19 protein-coding genes are annotated in these 19,767 nt (G+C 55.8%); all 19 read left to right on the top strand.

Annotated features, from left to right (window positions below):
* The first annotated feature begins 78 nt into the window (after positions 1 to 78).
* Positions 79 to 807 (top strand): ClpP family protease, encoded by a 729-nt coding sequence (locus PD282_RS15135; RefSeq protein WP_274655245.1) that lies wholly within the window; start codon positions 79 to 81, stop codon positions 805 to 807.
* Positions 804 to 1,031, top strand: a complete 228-nt coding sequence (locus PD282_RS15130; protein ID WP_274651490.1) for a YlzJ-like family protein — start codon at positions 804 to 806, stop codon at positions 1,029 to 1,031. Before PD282_RS15135 ends, PD282_RS15130 begins: the two co-directional genes overlap by 4 nt.
* Before the next feature lie 141 nt (positions 1,032 to 1,172).
* Entirely contained in the window at positions 1,173 to 3,803 is a 2,631-nt protein-coding gene (locus PD282_RS15125; RefSeq protein WP_274651489.1) for an FtsK/SpoIIIE family DNA translocase, read from the top strand.
* Positions 3,804 to 3,902: 99 nt separating this feature from the next.
* Positions 3,903 to 4,667 carry a spore cortex-lytic enzyme gene (gene sleB / locus PD282_RS15120; protein ID WP_274655243.1) on the top strand — a complete coding sequence of 255 codons (765 nt, stop codon included), beginning with the start codon at positions 3,903 to 3,905 and terminating at the stop codon, positions 4,665 to 4,667.
* A gap of 122 nt (positions 4,668 to 4,789) precedes the next feature.
* The gene (gene yfmF / locus PD282_RS15115) at positions 4,790 to 6,079 is read left to right on the top strand and encodes an EF-P 5-aminopentanol modification-associated protein YfmF (RefSeq protein ID WP_420832299.1); all 1,290 of its coding nucleotides are present in this window, start codon (positions 4,790 to 4,792) and stop codon (positions 6,077 to 6,079) included.
* A gap of 2 nt (positions 6,080 to 6,081) precedes the next feature.
* Positions 6,082 to 7,368: an EF-P 5-aminopentanol modification-associated protein YfmH gene (gene yfmH / locus PD282_RS15110; RefSeq protein ID WP_274651487.1), complete on the top strand. Its 1,287-nt coding sequence runs from the start codon at positions 6,082 to 6,084 to the stop codon at positions 7,366 to 7,368.
* 14 nt (positions 7,369 to 7,382) lie between these two features.
* Positions 7,383 to 8,114, top strand: coding sequence for an elongation factor P 5-aminopentanone reductase (ymfI, locus tag PD282_RS15105; RefSeq protein ID WP_274655241.1), 732 nt, complete (start codon positions 7,383 to 7,385; stop codon positions 8,112 to 8,114).
* 134 nt (positions 8,115 to 8,248) lie between these two features.
* Positions 8,249 to 8,500, top strand: a complete 252-nt coding sequence (locus PD282_RS15100) for a DUF3243 domain-containing protein (protein WP_274651486.1) — start codon at positions 8,249 to 8,251, stop codon at positions 8,498 to 8,500.
* Positions 8,501 to 8,637: 137 nt separating this feature from the next.
* Entirely contained in the window at positions 8,638 to 9,405 is a 768-nt protein-coding gene (locus tag PD282_RS15095) for a DUF3388 domain-containing protein (protein ID WP_274651485.1), read from the top strand.
* 17 nt (positions 9,406 to 9,422) lie between these two features.
* The gene (locus PD282_RS15090) at positions 9,423 to 10,376 is read left to right on the top strand and encodes a helix-turn-helix domain-containing protein (RefSeq protein WP_274651484.1); all 954 of its coding nucleotides are present in this window, start codon (positions 9,423 to 9,425) and stop codon (positions 10,374 to 10,376) included.
* A 163-nt stretch (positions 10,377 to 10,539) separates the two neighbouring features.
* Positions 10,540 to 11,031, top strand: coding sequence for a YajQ family cyclic di-GMP-binding protein (locus PD282_RS15085; protein ID WP_274651483.1), 492 nt, complete (start codon positions 10,540 to 10,542; stop codon positions 11,029 to 11,031).
* Between the two features lie 141 nt (positions 11,032 to 11,172).
* On the top strand, positions 11,173 to 12,501 hold the full coding sequence (rimO, locus tag PD282_RS15080; protein ID WP_274651482.1) for a 30S ribosomal protein S12 methylthiotransferase RimO: 1,329 nt from the start codon (positions 11,173 to 11,175) through the stop codon (positions 12,499 to 12,501).
* A complete protein-coding gene (gene pgsA / locus PD282_RS15075; RefSeq protein WP_274651481.1) occupies positions 12,498 to 13,076 on the top strand; it encodes a CDP-diacylglycerol--glycerol-3-phosphate 3-phosphatidyltransferase in 579 nt (192 codons plus the stop codon). Before rimO ends, pgsA begins: the two co-directional genes overlap by 4 nt.
* Positions 13,077 to 13,163: 87 nt before the next feature.
* A complete protein-coding gene (locus PD282_RS15070; protein WP_274651480.1) occupies positions 13,164 to 14,417 on the top strand; it encodes a competence/damage-inducible protein A in 1,254 nt (417 codons plus the stop codon).
* Positions 14,418 to 14,673: 256 nt separating this feature from the next.
* Entirely contained in the window at positions 14,674 to 15,726 is a 1,053-nt protein-coding gene (gene recA / locus PD282_RS15065; RefSeq protein ID WP_274651479.1) for a recombinase RecA, read from the top strand.
* Between the two features lie 334 nt (positions 15,727 to 16,060).
* Complete coding sequence (locus PD282_RS15060) at positions 16,061 to 16,756, top strand: RecX family transcriptional regulator (protein ID WP_274651478.1); 696 nt, start codon at positions 16,061 to 16,063, stop codon at positions 16,754 to 16,756.
* Between the two features lie 174 nt (positions 16,757 to 16,930).
* The gene (gene rny, locus PD282_RS15055; RefSeq protein ID WP_274651477.1) at positions 16,931 to 18,472 is read left to right on the top strand and encodes a ribonuclease Y; all 1,542 of its coding nucleotides are present in this window, start codon (positions 16,931 to 16,933) and stop codon (positions 18,470 to 18,472) included.
* A 79-nt stretch (positions 18,473 to 18,551) separates the two neighbouring features.
* Positions 18,552 to 19,346 (top strand): TIGR00282 family metallophosphoesterase, encoded by a 795-nt coding sequence (locus tag PD282_RS15050; RefSeq protein WP_274651476.1) that lies wholly within the window; start codon positions 18,552 to 18,554, stop codon positions 19,344 to 19,346.
* Between the two features lie 142 nt (positions 19,347 to 19,488).
* A complete protein-coding gene (locus PD282_RS15045) occupies positions 19,489 to 19,749 on the top strand; it encodes a stage V sporulation protein S (protein ID WP_006286829.1) in 261 nt (86 codons plus the stop codon).
* Positions 19,750 to 19,767 lie beyond the last annotated feature (18 nt).

The following is a 19,767-nucleotide window of genomic DNA, read 5'->3' as shown; positions in this document are numbered from 1 at the left end:
TGCGTGCGTATACGGCGGCGAATATGCTGAAAACCGCTAGGAGGGACAGGCATGTGGGAGGAAGGACAATATAAAACCATGGAACAGCCGGATCCGGGGGCACCGGAACGGAGGCCGGGCAATCCGGTCGTCGATACGATTCAGCAGCTCGGACAAACCGTCACCCCGGCGGCGGAATCGAACATCTTTTGCATGACGATTATCGGCCAGATCGAAGGACATATCGTACTACCGCCTCAAAATAAAACGACGAAGTACGAGCATATCATTCCGCAGCTCGTGGCCGCCGAACAGAACCCGAAAATTGAGGGCATTCTGATCGTCCTGAATACAGTAGGCGGCGACGTGGAAGCGGGGCTCGCCATTGCGGAAATGATTTCTTCATTGACCAAGCCGACCGTAACTCTGGTGCTTGGAGGCGGCCATTCGATCGGTGTGCCGATCGCAGTGGCGGGTCTGAAATCGTTTATCGCGGAGACGGCGACGATGACGATTCACCCGATCCGGCTGAACGGGCTCGTAATCGGCGTACCGCAAACGTTCGAATATCTCGATAAAATGCAGGAGCGCGTCACTCGTTTCGTCGTGTCGCACTCCAATGTTACCGAAGAGAAGTTTAGAGAGCTGATGTTTAAAACCGGCGAGCTGACCCGGGATATCGGCACGACGGTCATCGGCGTCGATGCGGTGAAGCATGGCCTGATCGACGCCGTAGGCGGCATCGGCGATGCGCTCCGCGAGCTGAATCAATATATCGAGGAAAGAAAGCGCGCGGTCGTCCCAGGGGCAGGGGTGATGCCGCAATGACCCTGTATACGTGTATGCCGCTGGAACTCGTGTATGACGGGATTAAGCAGCAGCCCGGCCCGTTCGTTGACGTCACGATCGGCAATGTGCGCATGCAGCTGGAGCCTCTGTCGCCCGGAATCGGCAAAATCGTCCGGCTGCTGGAATGCCCGCTCGATGCGTATCTGCGCCCGGAGCTGACGCCGGGCACCACGATCGCATACGGCGGCAGCGGGCAGCGATGAATAGACGTTAAGGCACCCCGATGCGGCGTGCGGATCCCGGTCCGCCCGCCGTTTTTCATGGGATGGAAGCGGCAGGACTGGATAAAGATAACACATTGGCACGTCCGGCTATGGTATAATGGCAGCACGAGGTGACTGAAATTGGCGAAACGCAAACGGAAAAAAAGCTCGCTTGGGACGAGCTTAAAATATGAAGTATACGGCATTCTGCTCATTTCCGTATCGATTATTGCGTTGTCCGGCGAGGCGACGGTAGGGCGATCGCTGTCCAAGCTGTTCGGGCTTATACTCGGCAAATTTTATTTTGTCATCGCGCTTGCAGGCGTTTACGTCGGACTGGCCGTTATGGTCAAGCGAGCGTGGCCGACGAGATGGACAAGCCGGAAGACAGGGCTCCTGCTGCTTATCCTTGCGCTTGCTCTTATGAGCTCGATCTCGGTCATGGACCAGAAAGTCGAACCGACGGGCGGATTGACGGCCGGTTATATTATGAGCCAGCTCGGCGACGATATCCGTTCGGCGCTGCTGAGCCCGCCTCTCGGTCAGCAGGACGCTCCGATGCTGCAGAAACCGATCAGCGGCGGCTATGCTGGCGCTGTTCAATATGCACTGCTGTATTGGCTGTTCGGCTATTTCGGCGCAAAATTCATCCTTATCGTCATGTTCATTATTTCGATTATGCTGATGACCGGCAGATCGTATGTCGACCTGATCAAAATGGTCCGCCAGCGGGGCGTCCGGCTCTATTCGCTGTTTCGCATGAAGCTTGCGTCCAGACGGCCGGCGGCGCTGGCCGTTTCCTCGCAGGGCAATGCCGCGAGAAATCAGGACCCGGTCATCGACGACGATGATTTTGACGACGATGACGAAGATGAGCTTCCGCCCGTTCAGCCGGCCGGCCGGAAAAAGAAATCGTTATTTTTTTCCTGGTTTAACGAGACGCAGCCCAAAGAAGACGATACGCAGGCGGCGAACGACCAGGAATGGATGATGGACGATGAGCACTCCTCTGTGCTTGAGCGGTCCAAAGGTCGAAGCCCGGCTGCGGAATGGGATGACGAACAGGAGGAGGAACCTTGGACCGCCACGGGCGGCACCCCGTCGAGCCCGGTGCTCGAGCAGCCGTCCGCCGATCGTCCTCCTTGGGAAGACGGCAATGAAGCAGAAATGATTTCGGTCGGTCCCGGGAGCGGCGGAGGCGTTCTGCCGAATGGGCAGCGTGTCGTACAGCCCGTACTGTTCGAGGATGAGCTGGGCGGCGCCGGTAAACCGGCTCTGCCGGAAAGCGAAGCGCTCGTGAGCGGGGAGGAAGGCTGGCCGCCGGCCGCCCCGCCGCGACCGGCGGCAAAGCCGTACCAGCTGCCTTCCTTGTCCCTGCTCTCCAAGCCTCCCGCCGGCTCCAGGTCGACCGATATGTCCGACGCGCACGAAGCCCGGCGCAAGCTGGAGGCGACCCTCGAAAGCTTCGGCGTCCGGGCGAAGGTGCTGGACGTCGTCCGCGGACCCGCCGTCACGCGATATGAGGTGCAGCCGGCGACCGGGGTGAAGGTGAGCCGGATCGTCGGGCTTACCGACGATATCGCACTGGCATTGGCGGCAAAGGATATCCGGATGGAAGCTCCGATACCCGGCAAATCCGCAATCGGCATCGAGGTGCCGAATATGGAGGTGTCGGTCGTCACGATGCGCGAGGTTATGGAAACGCCCGCATTCCAGAACGCATCTTCCAAGCTGTCGATCGCTTTCGGCCGGGACATATCCGGGCAGCCGATCGTCGGCAACCTGGCGAAAATGCCTCACCTGCTAGTGGCAGGCGCTACCGGCTCGGGGAAATCGGTCTGCATTAACGGGATCATTACCAGCATTTTGTATAAGGCTCGTCCGGACGAAGTGAAATTTATGATGATCGATCCGAAGATGGTCGAACTGAACGTCTATAACGGCATACCGCACCTGCTCGCCCCGGTCGTCACCGACCCGCGGCGAGCCTCGCTGGCTTTGAAAAAAATCGTGGTCGAAATGGAAAAACGCTACGAGCTGTTTTCCAAGTCCGGCACCCGTAATATCGAAGGTTACAACACGTTAATGGTCGACAATCCGTCCGCAGTGCTTCCGTATATCGTCGTCATTGTCGATGAGCTTGCCGATCTGATGATGGTTGCCGCGAGCGATGTGGAGGATGCGATTACCCGCCTTGCGCAAATGGCGCGAGCAGCGGGCATCCATCTCATCATTGCGACGCAGCGGCCGTCGGTCGACGTCATCACCGGCGTGATTAAGGCGAATATCCCATCGCGTATCGCCTTCGGCGTTTCCTCGCAGGTCGATTCGCGAACGATTCTTGACATGGCCGGTGCGGAGAAGCTGCTCGGACGAGGGGATATGCTGTTTCTCCCGGTCGGGATGTCGAAGCCGATTCGCGTACAGGGAGCGTTTTTGTCCGATCAGGAGGTAGAGGCGGTCGTCGGCTATACCCGCCCGCAGGCGGAGGCGGAATATAAGGAGGATCTTGTGCCGGAAATCGAAGAGGTCTCGCCCGAAAACGACGAGATGCTTGACGAGCTGTTCGATCAAGCCGCCCGTATTGTGCTGGAAGCGAAGCAGGCATCCGTTTCGCTGCTGCAGCGGCGGATGCGGATCGGCTATACGCGCGCGGCGCGGCTCGTCGACCAGATGGAGGCCCGGGGTATCGTAGGCCCGTATGAAGGGAGCAAACCGCGCGAAGTGCTTATGACGATCGACCAGTTCGACGCCGGAAAGATTAGCTCCTGATACAAAATCGTGCATAGAAGCCATTCCCCTTTCTCATACTAGGTATATGCTTCGCTTGCTTTGCGAAATCCACTTGCAAGAGAAAGGCAGATACCGATGATGAGAAATCGTCTAGTTGCGGTGACTGTAGTCATCGTCCTTCTGTTGCTCGGCGCATTTACGCTGCGGCATGCGGAAAACGGCAAAACGGCCGAAACGTTCAGCAGCGCCACGCTGCAGACCGGATCCTCGGGCAAAGACGTGTACGAGCTGCAGGGCCGTCTTAAATATCTCGGGTTTTACGATGGGAAGGTCGACGGCCAATTCGGCACGAAAACGAAAAATTCGGTCACTTGGTTTCAATGGAAATTCGGCTTGAAATCGGACGGCGTCGTAGCGGCAAAGACGAAGCTCAAGCTGTGGGAAGCGACGAGAAACTGGCGGCCGACCGCCGCCGACTTACCTTCTTCGGGCGGTCAGGGCGGCTCCGCGGGCGGAACGAATTTATCCAAATCGAGCAGGCTCGGATTGTCGGACAACGATTTGAAGCTAATGGCCAATGCGGTTTACGGCGAATCGCGCGGCGAGCCTTACGTCGGCCAGGTCGCGGTTGCGGCCGTAATTCTGAACCGTCTGAGTTCGCCGAGCTTCCCGAATTCGATCTCGGGCGTCATCTTCCAGCCCGGCGCGTTTACCGCTGTGGCCGACGGCCAAATTTGGCTGACGCCGAACGCGACGGCAAAGAAAGCGGTGCAGGACGCCATCAACGGTTGGGATCCGACTGGCGGATGCATCTATTACTTCAATCCGGTAACGGCGACGTCGAAATGGATTTGGTCGCGTCCGCAGGTCAAAACGATCGGCAAACATATTTTTTGCATGTAACGAAGAAGAAGCAGCCCGCTTGCCGGCCCGGGTTGCTTCTTCCATTTCCAATCGGGTAGAATGGAATAGATTCTTGCGGATTGGAATAGATTGACTTTATAAACTTGAGCGGAAGGGGACGCATGCGCTTGAGCACTTCCCAATTTGAACGCGGCCGAATAGGCCGTATCCGACTGCATGTTATGCCGACGCAGCGCTTTAAAACGTTTTCGATATCGCTTTACGCAGGACTTCCTTTAAAGGAAGAGACGGTGACGCCCGCCGCTCTGATTCCATTCGTGTTAAGGCGCGGGACCGCATCGACGCCGGAGACGATCGCGTTCCGGGAACGGCTGGACGACCTGTACGGCGCCGGGTTCGGATTCGATGTCTACAAGCGCGGAGACGCTCAAATCATCCAGTTTCGGATGGACGTGATCAACGACCGGTTTGTTTCGTCGAATCAGCCGCTCCTGCTGTCGTCCTTGAAGCTGCTCGGCGAAGTGGTGACCGATCCGGTCATGGAAGGCGGACGGCTTCGCCCCAAATATGTCGAAGCCGAGAAGGGGACGCTCCGCAAACGCCTCGAAGCGATCGTCAACGATAAAATCCGGTACGCCGCCGAGCGGTGTCTCGAAGAGATGTGCCGGAACGAGGCGTACCGTCTGCACCCGCTGGGCCGGCTCGCCGCGATCGATGAAATTACGCCGGAATCGCTAACGGCGATGTACCGGAGATGGTTGTCCGAGGCGGCGCTTGACTTGTATGTCGTCGGCGACACCGATCTTGAGCAGGTGAAGTCTTATGTCGCCGACGCATTTCGTACCGGGGACGGGGAGCCGTCCGCGTATGCGCTCCCGGATGTTGTCGTGCATCCTTCCGAGGTGCGAACCGTCATTGAGCGAATGGACGTTACGCAGGGCAAGCTGAATATGGGACTGCGCACGAACACGGCCTATGGGGATGACGACTACCCCGCGGCGCTTATGTTTAACGGCATTCTCGGCGGTTATCCGCATTCGAAGCTGTTTATTAATGTCAGGGAAAAAGCAAGCCTTGCTTATTATGCCGCTTCCCGGCTGGACGGGCATAAAGGCATTTGCACCATTCAGTCCGGAATCGAGTTCGGCAATTACGAGAAGGCGACGAACATTATCCGGGAGCAGCTGGACAGCATGCGGTCCGGGCAATATAGCGATTTGGAAATGAATCAGACGAAGGCAATGATCGCCAATCATTTGCGGGAGCTTCAAGATTCCGCAAACGAGATGATCGGCTTCGATTTCAACGCGGTGCTGTCCGGCCGAGAACGGACGACGGCCGAGCTCATCCGGCAGGTGGAGGCGGTAACCCCGGAGCAGATCGCCGCCGTCGCGCGTAAAACCGAGCTTGATACCGTCTACTTTCTGCGCGACCAAAAGGAGGGCGAGTAACGATGGAAACCGTTGCATACCCGGGCGTCCAGGAAACGCTCTACCGCGAAGTGCTTCCGAACGGCCTGGAGGTCGTGCTCCTGCCGAAGCCGGGCTTCAGTAAAACGTACGCTACGTTCTCGACCAAATACGGCTCGGTCGACAACCGGTTCGCGGTCGGAGACGGGTCTCCGATTTCCGTACCCGACGGCATCGCCCACTTTCTTGAACATAAAATGTTCGAGGAACCGACCGGCGACATTTTCGCCACGTTCGCTTCGCAAGGCGCATCGGCGAACGCGTTTACGAGCTTCGACCGGACGGTCTATTTGTTTTCGGCTACCGGACAAATAAACGAAAACCTGGAGACGCTGATCAATTTCGTGCAGCATCCGTATTTTACGGACGAGAATGTCGAGAAGGAGAAAGGCATTATCGAGCAGGAGATCAACATGTACCGCGATAATGCCGATTGGCGCGTCTATTTCGGGCTGATCGACGCTTTGTATCATGTACACCCGGTCCATATCGATATCGCGGGCACGGCGGAGTCGATTCGAAAAATCGACAAAGAAACGCTTTATGCCTGCTACAACACCTTTTATCATCCGTCGAACATGTTTTTGTTCGTCGTCGGGGGATTCGATCCCCGGAACGTTATGGAGCTGATCCGAAACAACCAGGCAGGTAAATCGTTTCCGACGCAAGGCCCGATCACGCGTTATTTCGATCCGGAGCCGGAAACGGTCAAGCTGCCGCGCAAAACGGCCTCGCTTCCCGTTTCGCTTCCGAAATGCATGATCGGTTTCAAGGAAAATCGACCGAGTCTGGCGCCCGATGAACTGCTCCGAACGGAAATCGCCACGAAGCTGATGCTTGACGCGCTCCTTGGTTCGAGCTCGCCCATATATCACGAGCTGTATGACGATAATCTGATTTCCGATTCGTTCGGACACGAATACAACAGCGCCGAAGATTACGCCTTCTCCGTCGTCGGCGGGGAAACGCGCGATCCGGATGAGCTGATCGCCAGATTTCGTACGGCGATTGAAGCCGCAAGCGAGAACGGGCTGCAGGAAACCGCCTTCGAACGGACGCGGCGCAAAAAAATCGGCGGTTATCTGCGCATGCTTAATTCCCCCGAAGCGATTGCAGGCGAATTTACGCGATACCGTTTCCGCGGCGCGGACTTGTTCCGCGTGCTTCCCGTTTATGAAAGCATAACGCTGCAGGAAGCCAACGACCGGCTCAGAAGCCATTTCGACTGGAACCGGATGGCCGTGTCGATTGTCGCCAAGGAAACGAAGTGAAGCCGTTTAAGGATATGACGGTGCTCGTCACCGGGGGAAGCCGGGGGATCGGCGCGGCGATTGCGCGCCGGTTTGCCTCGGAGGGGATGAACGTCGTTATTCATTATCACCAGTCTCATGAAGCCGCCAACGAAACGGCCCGCACATGCCTGCGCGCCGGCGCCGCCAATGTGATGACCGTCTCCGCGGATTTGCGTTCCCGGGAACAGCTTGTGCGCGTGCGGGAAAAGCTGTCTCAGCGGGAGCTTGTTCCCGATATTCTCGTCAATAACGCGGGAATCGCGCATTACAGCATGCTGGCTGACGTGTCGGAGGACGAATGGGACGACGTGATGTCCGTAAACCTGAAAGGAATGTTCCTTTGCACGCAGCTGTTTATGCCGGCCATGATCACTCAGCGGTTCGGACGAATCGTGAACGTATCATCGATTTGGGGAATTTCCGGAGCATCGTGCGAGGTGCTGTATTCGACGACAAAAGGCGGCATGAACGCTTTTACGAAGGCGCTCGCCAAGGAGCTCGCTCCGTCGGGCGTGACCGTCAACGCGGTTGCGCCGGGCGCCGTCGATACCGTTATGCTGGACAACCTGGGCGCGGAAGAGAAGACGGCCCTGGAATCCGAAATTCCGGTCGGCCGCTTCGCGCAGCCGGATGAAATCGCTTCGCTCGTTTATTTTCTTGCACTGCCGGAATCGGCCTACATTACGGGACAAATCATTAGCCCTAACGGCGGGTGGCTGACCTGACGGAGACGAATCTTTTGCTTCGCCGCAAAACGTGAAACTTTCCGGGCCCCGGGCTCGTCGTATAATTAAACCCCTTTGCGCGTACAATACGATTGTTGCCGGGTAACGGTCAACACGCAAAGGAGGAGCAACGAATGACAACCGTCCTTACTAATTTTGACACGTGGAAAGATTTTCTGAAGGAGCGGGTGAACGCAGCGAAGGATATCGGCATGAACGAGGAAGCGATATCCAAGCTTGCTTTTGAGATCGGCGAGTTCCTGAGCGATAAAGTCGATCCCAAAAACGAGAAGCAGCGCGCCCTGAAGGAAATTTGGGACGTTGGAGACGAAGAGGAACGGAAGACGATCGCACGCCTCATGGTCAAGCTGGTTCAGCGTTCGTAAGCAGCTCCCACCGCACAGAAAAGCCTCCCGAATCCGGAGGCTTTTCTGCAATGGTTTGAAATGATCTTGCAGGAATTTGACGAATATTGTAGAATAATATCTTCGTTAACGTCAGTTCCCTATAAATGAGGTGTCTCATGGAGCTCAAACAGTGGTATATGGAATATAAGATACATAAAAACCGTCCGGGCCTGCTCGGCGACATCGCCTCGCTGCTCGGAATGCTTGAAGTGAACATCGTGACGATCAACGGCGTCGAGAATCGGACCCGCGGAATGCTGCTGCAAACGAACGACGAGGAAAAAATCGAGATTCTCGGCCAGATGCTGCAGAAGGTCGATAATATAACGGTGAATAAGCTTCGGCCCCCCAAGCTGGTCGATATATTGGCAGTCCGCCACGGCCGCTATATCGAACGCGACTCCGACGACCGGAAAACGTTCCGGTTTACGCGCGACGAGCTGGGGCTGCTGGTTGACTTTCTGGGCGAGGTGTTCAAGCGGGAAGGCAACCAGGTCATCGGGCTCCGGGGCATGCCGCGCGTTGGGAAGACCGAATCGATTATCGCGGGAAGCGTCTGCGCCAATAAACGGTGGACGTTCGTATCTTCCACGCTGCTTCGCCAGACGGTCCGCAGTCAGTTGTCCGAAGAAGAAATGAATCCGAACAATATATTCATTATCGACGGAATCGTCAGCACGATCCGCTCGAACGAGAAGCATTACGGCCTGCTGCAGGAAATCATGGCGATGCCGTCGACGAAGGTCATAGAGCATCCGGATATTTTTGTGCGGGAATCGGCCTATGAATACAGCACTTTTGACTATATTATCGAGCTTCGCAATACACCGGACGAAGAGATAACCTATGAGACGTTCACGTCGAACTATAACGATTTTGAGTAGAACGGATGGTGTAAAACATGTCGGATTTAGGCGCCTTGCTCCGTAATGCCCGGGAACAGCGGGGCTTGACTCTGGAGGATGTTCAGGAACAGACGAAAATACGCAAACGTTACTTGGAGGCGATCGAAGAAGGCAACTACTCGGTGCTTCCGGGATCTTTTTACGTCCGCGCTTTCGTAAAGAACTATTCCGAAACGGTCGGACTCGATGCGGATGAAGTGCTGCGATTGTATCAGAAAGAAATTCCTTTGCCCGCGCCGGAACCGATTGTCGAGCCGGTGCAGCGCCCGCGGCGTTCGGCTAACAGCTCCACATCGGACCGCTGGAGCCGCTGGGGCTTCCGAGCCTTGATGTGGTCGTTCCTGCTGCTCATCGTTGTCATCGTCTATGTGTTTGCGATCAACCGTCCGGGCGGGGACAACGTCAATTCGGCGGATGACGGGAAAATGACGAATCAGACGGCACCTCCGCCTGTGAATCAGCCGGACGGCAATGCGGCGAAGCCCGGTAACAGCACGGCAAACGATGGCAATACAGCAAGCGGAGGAACGGAGAGCAACGGCGGCACCGCGGATCAGACGCCACCCGGCGGCACAGCGGACGTACCCGTTACGCAGACGACGCTGAATTTGACCCGGACATCGGGCAAAACCGATTATTATGAAATATCGCCTGTAGGAACACATAAAGTGGAAATTAAAGCTTCAGGCGGCAGCAACTGGTTCGGGGTTTCTGAAAACAGCAAAGACGGAAAATTTCTGCTGCAGAAGACGTTAAAAGATGGAGAGACAGCCGAGGTCGATTTTCAAGGGCCGGTTTACATCAACATCTCGAATGCGAAGGTTCTCGACGTGACGATCGACGGCGTGCCGTTGAATGACGGGAACAAAGCCGGAACCTGGCATATGCAGGTTGATCCGGCTGAAGCGGCGGGAACGAACGGAGAGACGGCAAATAATCCGGACGCTTAGTCTGACGATCGTCATGAACCGGTCGCTGACAAATCCGGCGCATCGCCGTGCGGACCGATGGCGAACGAAGGCATCCCGCTGCGCCCGGGATGCCTTTTCTTGCGCCGCGGTTTCGGTTATAATACGTGACATGAAAGTTTTGGAAAGGAGCGGAACCATCGGCATGAGCTCGGAAAATTCTTTTGACATCGTCTCGAAGGTCGACATGCAGGAGCTGTCCAACGCCATTACGCAGGCGGAGCGCGAAATCGAAACCCGTTTCGATTTTAAAGGCAGCAAGAGCAGCATCAAGCTGGAGAAGGACGAGCTTGTCGTCGTATCGGACGACGAATACAAGCTGAAGAGCGTCATTGACATTTTGCAGTCCAAAATGATAAAACGCGGCGTACCGATCAAAAATCTCGAATACGGCAAAATCGAGCCGGCTTCGGCGGGAACGGTCAGGCAGAACATCAAGATGAAGACGGGCATCGAGCAGGATATCGCGAAGAAGATCAACATTCTGATTCGCGACTCGAAGCTGAAGGTGAAAAGCCAGATTCAAGGAGACCAGCTGCGCGTGACGGGGAAAAGCAAGGACGACCTGCAGGCGGTTATGGCTTTGCTGCGCGGGGCTGATCTGCAGATCGATTTGCAGTTTACGAATTTTCGGTAAAACGCTTTCGCATCTCATAGGAAAGTCCCGTTCCGGACGCATTTTGCTTGCGAAAAGCGGGGCTTTTCCTGTTTTGACACGCTATAGGCCATGTATTATACTTGTTAAGAAGCTTTACGGATAAGATCTGGGGGAACATCCATGACGGAAAGAGTGAAGGTAGTCACGCTGGGATGCGAGAAAAATCTCGTCGATTCGGAAATCATGTCCGGGCTTATTCACGAGCGCGGATATCGGCTTGTGGACCAGCCGGAAGAAGCGACGGTGATTATCGTCAATACATGCGGTTTCATCGATGCGGCCAAGGAAGAATCGGTCAATACGATTCTGGATATGGCCGAGCTGAAGCAGACGGCGCGCCTTAAGGCGCTGATCGTGTCCGGCTGCCTGACGCAGCGCTACAAACAGCAGCTGATGGAAGAAATGCCCGAGATCGACGGCATCGTCGGTACCGGGGATTTTCATCATATCAACGATATCGTCGACGAGGCGCTGCGAGGGAAGAAGCCGGTCCGCGTCGGCAATCCGGTGTTCGACTACGAGCGGAAGCTGCCGCGGCTGGTCGCAACGCCCCGTTATACCGCCCACGTCAAAATCGCCGAAGGGTGCGACAATGCGTGCACCTTCTGTTCGATTCCGATTATGCGCGGCAAGTTCCGCAGCCGGTCGATCGAATCGATCGTCGACGAAACGAAGCGGCTTGCGGCGCAGGGCGTCAAGGAAATCAGCCTGATCGCGCAGGACTCGACCAATTACGGGACGGACCTTTACGATACATTCATGCTGCCCGAGCTGCTGCGGCGCGTCAGCGAAGTGGACGGAATCGCCTGGGTAAGGCTTCATTATGCCTATCCGGGTTTTTTCACGGACGAGCTGATCGAAACGATCGCGTCCAATCCGAAAATTTGCAATTATATCGACATGCCGCTGCAGCACAGCGAGGATTCGATTTTGAAGCGCATGCGCAGGCCGGGCAGACAGCGAGACGCCCGCGAGCTGGTTGCTAAAATCCGTTCGCGGATTTCCGATGCGGCAATCCGCACGTCGATGATCGTCGGCTTCCCGGGCGAAACCGACGAGGATTTCGAACGCCTGTGCCAATTTGTGCGCGAGATGAAGTTCGACCGTCTCGGCGTATTTACGTATTCGCCCGAGGAGGATACGCCGGCTGTTCGCCTGCCCGACCACGTGCCGGATGAGATCAAGGAATGGCGGGCCAATACGCTGATGGAGATTCAGCGCGAAGTGTCGCGGGCGAGCAGCGGCAAATATATCGGCCGGGAAATCGACGTGCTCGTCGAGCGTTACGACGGCCGCAGCGATATCTTCGTCGGCCGCTCCGTTTACGATGCCCCGGAGATCGACGGCGAGGTGTTCATCTCCAATTGCCGGGTTCAGATCGGCGAAATTCAAAAGGTGCGTATCACGCACGCTTATGAATTTGATATGTCCGGGGAGGGACTGTCGTGAATTTAGCCAACCGCATCACGCTGGCCCGTATTTTTCTCGTGCCGATCATCATGTTTCTGCTGCTGATCAACATCAATTTAAAGCCGCTGTCTTTTGCCGATTTTTCAATTACTTGGAATCAGATTTTGGCGGCGCTCATTTTCATCATTGCGGCAAGCACGGACGGGCTGGACGGCTATATTGCCCGGAAGAACAAAATCGTCACCAATCTCGGCAAGCTGCTCGATCCGCTTGCGGATAAACTGCTCGTGGCGGCCGTGCTGATTTCGCTGGTGGAGATGAACAAGCTGGGGGCTTGGATCGCCATCGTCATTATTAGCCGCGAGTTTGCCGTGACCGGTCTTCGCCAGATCGCCCTCCTCGAAGGCGTCGTGCTGGCCGCGAGCAAATGGGGAAAATGGAAAACGGCCGTGCAGATTACGATGATCATTGCGCTGCTGCTGAACAATTTTCCGTTTACGTTCGTCCATTTCCGCTTCGATCTCGTATCCAGCTGGGCCGCGGCTCTCATTACCGTTTATTCCGGCATCGATTATTTCGTCAAAAACAAAAACCTCATTCCGTTAACCGAGTGAGGCGGCTCGTGATGATGAAGCATCATCCCTGACATGTCGTGGGATGATGCTTTTCATTCATAAAATAGGCAAAAGGAGCTGCTGTTTATGCGCGCAGAAATTATCGCGGTAGGTACCGAGCTACTCCTCGGGCAAACCGTCAACACGAATGCGACTTACCTTTCGCAGGGGCTGGCGGAGCTCGGCATCGACGTTTATTTTCAAACCGTGGTCGGCGACAACGCCGGCCGTATCCGGCAGGCGATCGAGCTGGCGCGGACGCGGGCGGACGTGGTGCTGTTCACCGGCGGCCTCGGGCCGACGCAGGACGATTTGACCAAGGATGCGCTGGCGGACTATTTAAATCTCTCTTTGACCGAGCATGGACCGTCCATGAAAAAAATCGAAGAAATGGCCGCGAAGCGGGGCATACCGCTGATCGAAAGCAACCGCAGACAAGCGAACATGATCGAAGGCTGTACGCCGCTTGAGAACGAGGCGGGACTGGCTGTCGGAAACGCGCTGACCGTGGACGGGACGCATTACGTGCTGCTGCCGGGGCCGCCGCGCGAAATGCGGCCGATGTTCGACGGTCCGGCCAAAGCCTGGCTGAGGACCGTTTCCGGAGAGGATCGGCGCCTTTATTCCAGGACGCTGAAATTCGCCGGAATCGGCGAGTCCGCGCTTGAGCATCAGCTGATCGGGCTGATCGACGGCCAAAGCGATCCGACGATCGCGCCTTACGCCAAGGAAGGCGAAGTTGCGATCCGGCTGTCAACCAAGGCACTGAGCGAGCGGGAGGCTGCGGGAAGGCTGGACGAGACGGAGGCGCAGATTCGAAGCCTGGTCGGCGAACATCTTTACGCAGCGGAAGATATACCGCTTGAAGAAGCCGTTATTCGGTTGCTGCGATCCGAAGGTCTGAAGCTGGCCAGCGCGGAAAGCGTTACGGGAGGGCTGCTTACCCAGCTCATCACGAATATTCCCGGGAGCAGCGGCGAATTTCTTGGCGGTTTCGTGACGTATACGAATCATATGAAGCACCGGCTGCTCGGTATCCCGATGGCGCAGCTGGAAGGCGAAGGCGCTCCCGGCGCGATCAGCGAATCGACGGCCGCGCTCATGGCGGAGCGAACGCTCGAAATAACCGGCGGCGATTACGGCGTAGCGCTGACGGGTGTCGCGGGGCCCGCAGAGTCGGAAGGCAAGCCGGTCGGACTCGTTTATATCGGCCTTGCGGTCCGCGGCGGGGAGACGGAAGTATACACCGCCCAATTGAATGGAAACCGGGGAATGATTCGGCTCCGGGCGGCCAAATCGGCACTGTACCGCTTGTGGCTGGCATTAAAGGACCGGAAATAACCGTATGAATACGGACGAACTGTCGAGTAAACAAGTCGAATGTGAACGTTTTGTGACGACGGCTTGCCAACCCCGATTTTATCGTCTATAATCGTCATTAGTTGACGGAAGAACCGTGGCGAAGATTACTTTGCTGCGGTTTTTTTTTATTGCCTTTGACCTTCGAAGGGATAGGAATATATGTTCGTAAAAATGCTTGCTAACGCAGGTGAAACAAGGTATCATGAAACTATAAATCGTGAAGGATGTGAATTCGTTGTCAGATCGCCGCGCCGCCCTTGAAATGGCTTTGCGTCAGATTGAGAAACAATTCGGAAAAGGTTCCATTATGAAATTGGGAGAATCCGCTCAGCTGCAGGTCGAAACGGTTTCCAGCGGATCCCTTGCATTAGATATCGCACTCGGCATCGGCGGTTTTCCGCGGGGCCGCGTCATTGAAATCTACGGTCCGGAATCGTCCGGTAAAACGACGTTTGCGCTTCATGCAATCGCAGAAGCGCAGCGCAGCGGCGGACAAGCCGCTTTTATCGACGCAGAGCATGCGCTTGATCCCGTCTACGCGGGCAAGCTGGGTGTCAATATCGACGAGCTGCTCCTTTCGCAGCCGGACACGGGGGAGCAGGCGCTCGAAATTGCCGAGGCGCTCGTGCGCAGCGGCGCGGTCGATATTATCGTCATCGACTCTGTGGCGGCACTGGTACCGAAGGCGGAGATCGAAGGCGAGATGGGAGATTCCCATGTGGGTCTGCAGGCCCGGTTAATGTCGCAGGCGCTTCGGAAGCTGTCCGGCGCGATCAGCAAATCGAAGACGATCGCCATCTTCATCAACCAGCTGCGCGAGAAGGTCGGCGTAATGTTCGGCAACCCGGAGACGACTCCCGGCGGACGCGCGCTGAAATTTTATTCCAGCGTACGGCTTGACGTTCGCCGCGTGGAGACGATTAAGCAGGGGAACGATATGGTCGGCAACCGGACCCGGGTGAAGGTCGTGAAGAACAAGGTTGCGCCTCCATTCAAGCAGGCGGAAGTCGATATCATGTACGGAGAAGGCGTTTCGAAAGAAGGCAGCATCATCGATATCGGCGTCGAAATGGATATCGTGCAGAAGAGCGGAGCCTGGTTTTCGTTCAGCGGCGAGCGCCTCGGACAAGGCCGGGAGAATGCGAAGCAGTTCCTGAAGGATCACCCTGAAATTTCCGCTACGATCGAGCAGCAAATTCGTGAAGCCAACAATATGGCGGCAGCCTCAATGAACCCCGCTTCGTTCAGCAGTGACGAAGAGGACGAGCTTGACCTGGGTCTCGAATAATCGACACACTGCAGGGAGTCAGTCCCGGCAAAGGATAGGCCTGTGCAGGTCCAGAAGGCTTGGTTCAAACAGAGTCCGTTTTTTTCGGAATTATCGATTGACGGAAAAGACCTAATTGCCGCTTCGTTTCAAATATTGCAGTTATTTGTCTGCATGGCCGAAAAGCACCTGACCGGTGCTTTTCGGCTTTCAATTATTATAGCCAGGCTGCCGTTATTATCGGCCAAGCCGATGTTTGGGATTGATTTCGGAATGGATCAAAGGAAGAGCTGCCGATTGCCCTCGAGGACGTCGCGTTTCTTTCTTGAATCGTTCGAGCGGAAGGAGGAAGATGGTGAACAGCGATAGCGGACCCCGCGATGAGCTGCGGAGAATCGCCTCCGTAGAACAGGACCGGAAAGAGAAACGGCGATACCATCTGATTTTGGATGGCGGCGACGAGCCGTTTATGACCGTTCACGAGGACATTTTGATCCGGTTTCGGCTGCTGAAAGGAAGGGAGATTCATCCGGACGAGCTGAAGGATATTATTCGGGAAAACGAACGGCATCGCGCTTATGCACTTGCCTTGTCTTACCTGGGCGCCAGACCCCGCACCCGGACGGAGATCGCGAGGTATTTGGCGCGCAAAGAGCTGGACGAGGAAGCATGCCGTCATGCCGTCGAGCGGCTGCAGCAGGAGCGGCTTATCGACGACGACGATTATGCGGACCGCTTCGTTTCCGAACGGATGCGCTCGCAGCTGAAAGGGCGGAGGCTGCTGCAGCAGGAGCTCATGCAGCGGGGCGTCGCGAAAGAAACGGCCAAAACGGCGGCGGAAGCCCAAGGGGACGACGCGGAGACGGAAGCGGCGGTGAAAGCGGCGCGAAAGAAATGGCCCCATCTAAAAGGCGAGCTTCGCGAAAGAAAGATGAAGCTGGCCGCTTTTTTGCTGCGCCGGGGTTTTCCGGCGCCGATTGCGAGACGCGCCGTTCAGGCCGCCGCCGCTGCGCCGGAAGAAGACGAGACCTGTCAATGGCTTGACAATTGATTTTCAGAAAAGCTAAAATGATTTTGTATTCTTTCTTAACTGAATCGATTTTCCTTCCAAAAATTGATTCTTTGTTTGACTCACAATCAGTGAATGAATCGGGCTGAACACCCGGCTGGAAAACCGAATATCGTCCCAAACGTTTGATTTGGTGGCAACAAGGAGGTGAGTAAGATGTCTTGGATATTCTGGCTCCCGATCACTATCCTTGTTGGCGTGATTTTCTTTGGGGTCGGTTATTTTATTCGAAAGTCGATCGCCGAGGCCAAGATTTCCAGCGCCGAGCAAGCCGCAAGTCAAATTATTGACCATGCGAAGAAAGAAGCGGAAGCGCTCAAGAAAGAAACGGTCCTCGAAGCGAAAGACGAAGTCCACAAGCTCCGTACCGAGGCCGAGAGAGACATACGCGAACGTCGCAACGAGGTACAGCGCCTTGAGAGACGGCTCGTCCAGAAGGAAGAGTCGTTGGATAAGAAAATAGAAGCACTGGAACGCAAAGAAGAGCAGGTGGCCAACAAGGAGAAGCGAATCGAGGAAACGCAGGAACAGATCGATACGCTGTACAAACAGCAGCTTCATGAGCTGGAACGCATTTCGGGCCTGACGATGGAGGAAGCGAAGCAGATCATTCTCACCAATGTCGAGCAGGAAGTGCGTCATGAAACGGCTCAAATGATTAAGGAAATCGAAATGCAGGCGAAAGAGGAAGCGGACAAAAAGGCACGCGACATCATCTCGCTCGCGATTCAGCGCTGTGCGGCGGATCATGTGGCGGAAACGACGGTTTCGGTCGTCGCTCTGCCGAACGAAGAAATGAAGGGCCGCATTATCGGACGCGAAGGCCGCAATATTCGCGCATTGGAAACGTTGACCGGTATCGATCTCATTATCGACGATACGCCGGAAGCGGTCATCTTGTCCGGTTTCGATCCGATACGCCGCGAAATCGCCCGCACTTCGCTGGAGAAGCTTGTTGCGGACGGCCGTATCCATCCGGCGCGCATCGAAGAAATGGTCGAGAAATCGCGCAGGGAAGTGGACGAACGGATTCGCGAATACGGCGAGCAGGCAACGTTCGAGGTCGGCGTTCACGGCCTTCATCCGGATCTGATCAAAATATTGGGCCGCTTGAGGTATCGGACGAGCTACGGGCAGAACGTGCTCAAGCATTCGATGGAAGTTGCCTATTTGACGGGTCTGATGGCAGCCGAGCTGGGAGAAGACATTACGCTTGCGAAGCGGGCCGGCTTGCTGCACGATATCGGCAAGGCGCTTGACCACGAAGTGGAAGGCTCCCATGTCGAAATTGGCGTTGAGCTGGCAAAGAAATACAAAGAACACCCGGTCGTCATCAACAGCATCGCTTCCCATCACGGCGATTGCGAAGCGACGTCGGTCATCGCCATGCTCGTCGGCGCCGCAGACGCCCTGTCGGCAGCGCGTCCGGGAGCAAGGCGCGAAACGCTCGAAACGTACATCAAACGTCTCGAGAAGCTCGAAAACATTTCCGAATCGTTCGAAGGCGTCGAGAAATCGTACGCCATTCAGGCCGGACGCGAAGTGCGCGTCATGGTACAGCCGGAGAAAATCGACGACACGGAAGCGTTCCGCCTGGCACGCGATATCACGAAGAAAATCGAGAACGAACTCGATTATCCCGGTCACATCAAGGTGACGGTCATTCGCGAGACGCGAGCGGTGGAATACGCGAAATAAACCCAATCCGAATACCCTTCCGAAAAGTGGCTGACCTTCAGCCACTTTTCTATTCGTATAACGCAAAGGAGCCAAGATCATGAATGTCCTGTTTATTGGCGATATCGTCGGCAGCGTCGGCCGGGCGGCGGTGAAGAAGGTGCTTCCCTCGCTTCAGAGTAAATACAACCCGCATATCGTCATCGCGAATGGAGAGAACGCCGCCGCCGGCCGGGGCATCACGTCCGCGATCGTAAAGGAACTGCTGGACGCAGGCGTCCACGGCATTACGATGGGAAACCATACGTGGGACAACAAGGACATTTTCGAGTGGATCGACGATCAGCCCAAGCTCGTGCGGCCGGCGAATTTTCCGCCGGGCTCGCCTGGTCAAGGCGCTGCGCTGATTAAAGCGAACGGCAAGGAGCTGGCGATCGTCAACCTGCAAGGCCGGACGTTTCTGCCTCCGATCGATTGTCCGTTTCGGAAGGCGGATGAGCTGCTGGAGCAACTCCGTAACGAGACGAATCATATTCTGGTCGATTTCCACGCCGAAGCGACCTCGGAGAAAATTGCCATGGGCTGGCATTTGGACGGTCGAGCCTCGCTTGTGGTCGGGACGCATACGCATGTCCAGACAAACGACGATACGATACTTTCGGGAGGTACGGCGTATGTAACCGATGTCGGGATGGTCGGCTCCAAGGAAGGCGTGCTCGGCATGGAGCGCGGCGCGGTGATGCATAAGTTTATGACGCAGCTTCCGGCCCGGTTCGTCGTCGACGAAGGCGCGTGGCATTTTCACGCCGTGCTGGCGGAGATCGACGATTCGACAGGACGAGCAAAACGGCTGCAAAAGATACGTCTGACGGAAGAAGATTGGCTGATGCTGTAAACGGCTGCCGTTAGTCTTTGAAAATTCTCACAATTCGGAACAGTTTGCAAAGTATTGCGTCATAAAGAAGGAATTTTATTGCCTCTCTCGAATACTATCTAAATAGTGGCATTCATCCATCATTCCCGAGGAGGTACATTCCATGGAAGTCTTAAAAGTTTCAGCAAAGTCCAATCCAAATTCCGTTGCAGGAGCGCTGGCCGGCGTGTTGCGCGAACGCGGAGCGGCCGAATTGCAAGCGATCGGGGCTGGTGCGTTGAACCAGGCAATTAAGGCAGTGGCAATCGCCAGGGGCTTTGTTGCTCCAAGCGGAGTGGATTTGATTTGCATCCCGGCGTTTACCGATATTGTGATCGATGGAGAAGACCGCACAGCGATTAAGCTCATTGTCGAGCCGAGATAGCGGAGCCATTTTATGATG

Origin of the sequence: Paenibacillus humicola (assembly GCF_028826105.1) — a bacterium.
GTDB classification, from domain to species: domain Bacteria; phylum Bacillota; class Bacilli; order Paenibacillales; family Paenibacillaceae; genus Paenibacillus_Z; species Paenibacillus_Z humicola.
Note: the sequence above shows the minus strand (reverse complement) of the source record. Positions and strands in the feature narration are given on the sequence as shown.

What these genes read in the sequence shown, in the direction of transcription:
- PD282_RS15135 (WP_274655245.1), top strand. Translation starts at nt 79, where the DNA reads ATGGAACAGCCGGATCCGGGGGCACCGGAACGGAGGCCGGGCAATCCG.
- PD282_RS15130 (WP_274651490.1), top strand. Translation starts at nt 804, where the DNA reads ATGACCCTGTATACGTGTATGCCGCTGGAACTCGTGTATGACGGGATT.
- sleB (WP_274655243.1), top strand. Translation starts at nt 3,903, where the DNA reads ATGAGAAATCGTCTAGTTGCGGTGACTGTAGTCATCGTCCTTCTGTTG.
- yfmF (WP_420832299.1), top strand. Translation starts at nt 4,790, where the DNA reads ATGCGCTTGAGCACTTCCCAATTTGAACGCGGCCGAATAGGCCGTATC.
- yfmH (WP_274651487.1), top strand. Translation starts at nt 6,082, where the DNA reads ATGGAAACCGTTGCATACCCGGGCGTCCAGGAAACGCTCTACCGCGAA.
- ymfI (WP_274655241.1), top strand. Translation starts at nt 7,383, where the DNA reads ATGACGGTGCTCGTCACCGGGGGAAGCCGGGGGATCGGCGCGGCGATT.
- PD282_RS15100 (WP_274651486.1), top strand. Translation starts at nt 8,249, where the DNA reads ATGACAACCGTCCTTACTAATTTTGACACGTGGAAAGATTTTCTGAAG.
- PD282_RS15095 (WP_274651485.1), top strand. Translation starts at nt 8,638, where the DNA reads ATGGAGCTCAAACAGTGGTATATGGAATATAAGATACATAAAAACCGT.
- PD282_RS15090 (WP_274651484.1), top strand. Translation starts at nt 9,423, where the DNA reads ATGTCGGATTTAGGCGCCTTGCTCCGTAATGCCCGGGAACAGCGGGGC.
- PD282_RS15085 (WP_274651483.1), top strand. Translation starts at nt 10,540, where the DNA reads ATGAGCTCGGAAAATTCTTTTGACATCGTCTCGAAGGTCGACATGCAG.
- rimO (WP_274651482.1), top strand. Translation starts at nt 11,173, where the DNA reads ATGACGGAAAGAGTGAAGGTAGTCACGCTGGGATGCGAGAAAAATCTC.
- PD282_RS15070 (WP_274651480.1), top strand. Translation starts at nt 13,164, where the DNA reads ATGCGCGCAGAAATTATCGCGGTAGGTACCGAGCTACTCCTCGGGCAA.
- rny (WP_274651477.1), top strand. Translation starts at nt 16,931, where the DNA reads ATGTCTTGGATATTCTGGCTCCCGATCACTATCCTTGTTGGCGTGATT.
- PD282_RS15050 (WP_274651476.1), top strand. Translation starts at nt 18,552, where the DNA reads ATGAATGTCCTGTTTATTGGCGATATCGTCGGCAGCGTCGGCCGGGCG.
- PD282_RS15045 (WP_006286829.1), top strand. Translation starts at nt 19,489, where the DNA reads ATGGAAGTCTTAAAAGTTTCAGCAAAGTCCAATCCAAATTCCGTTGCA.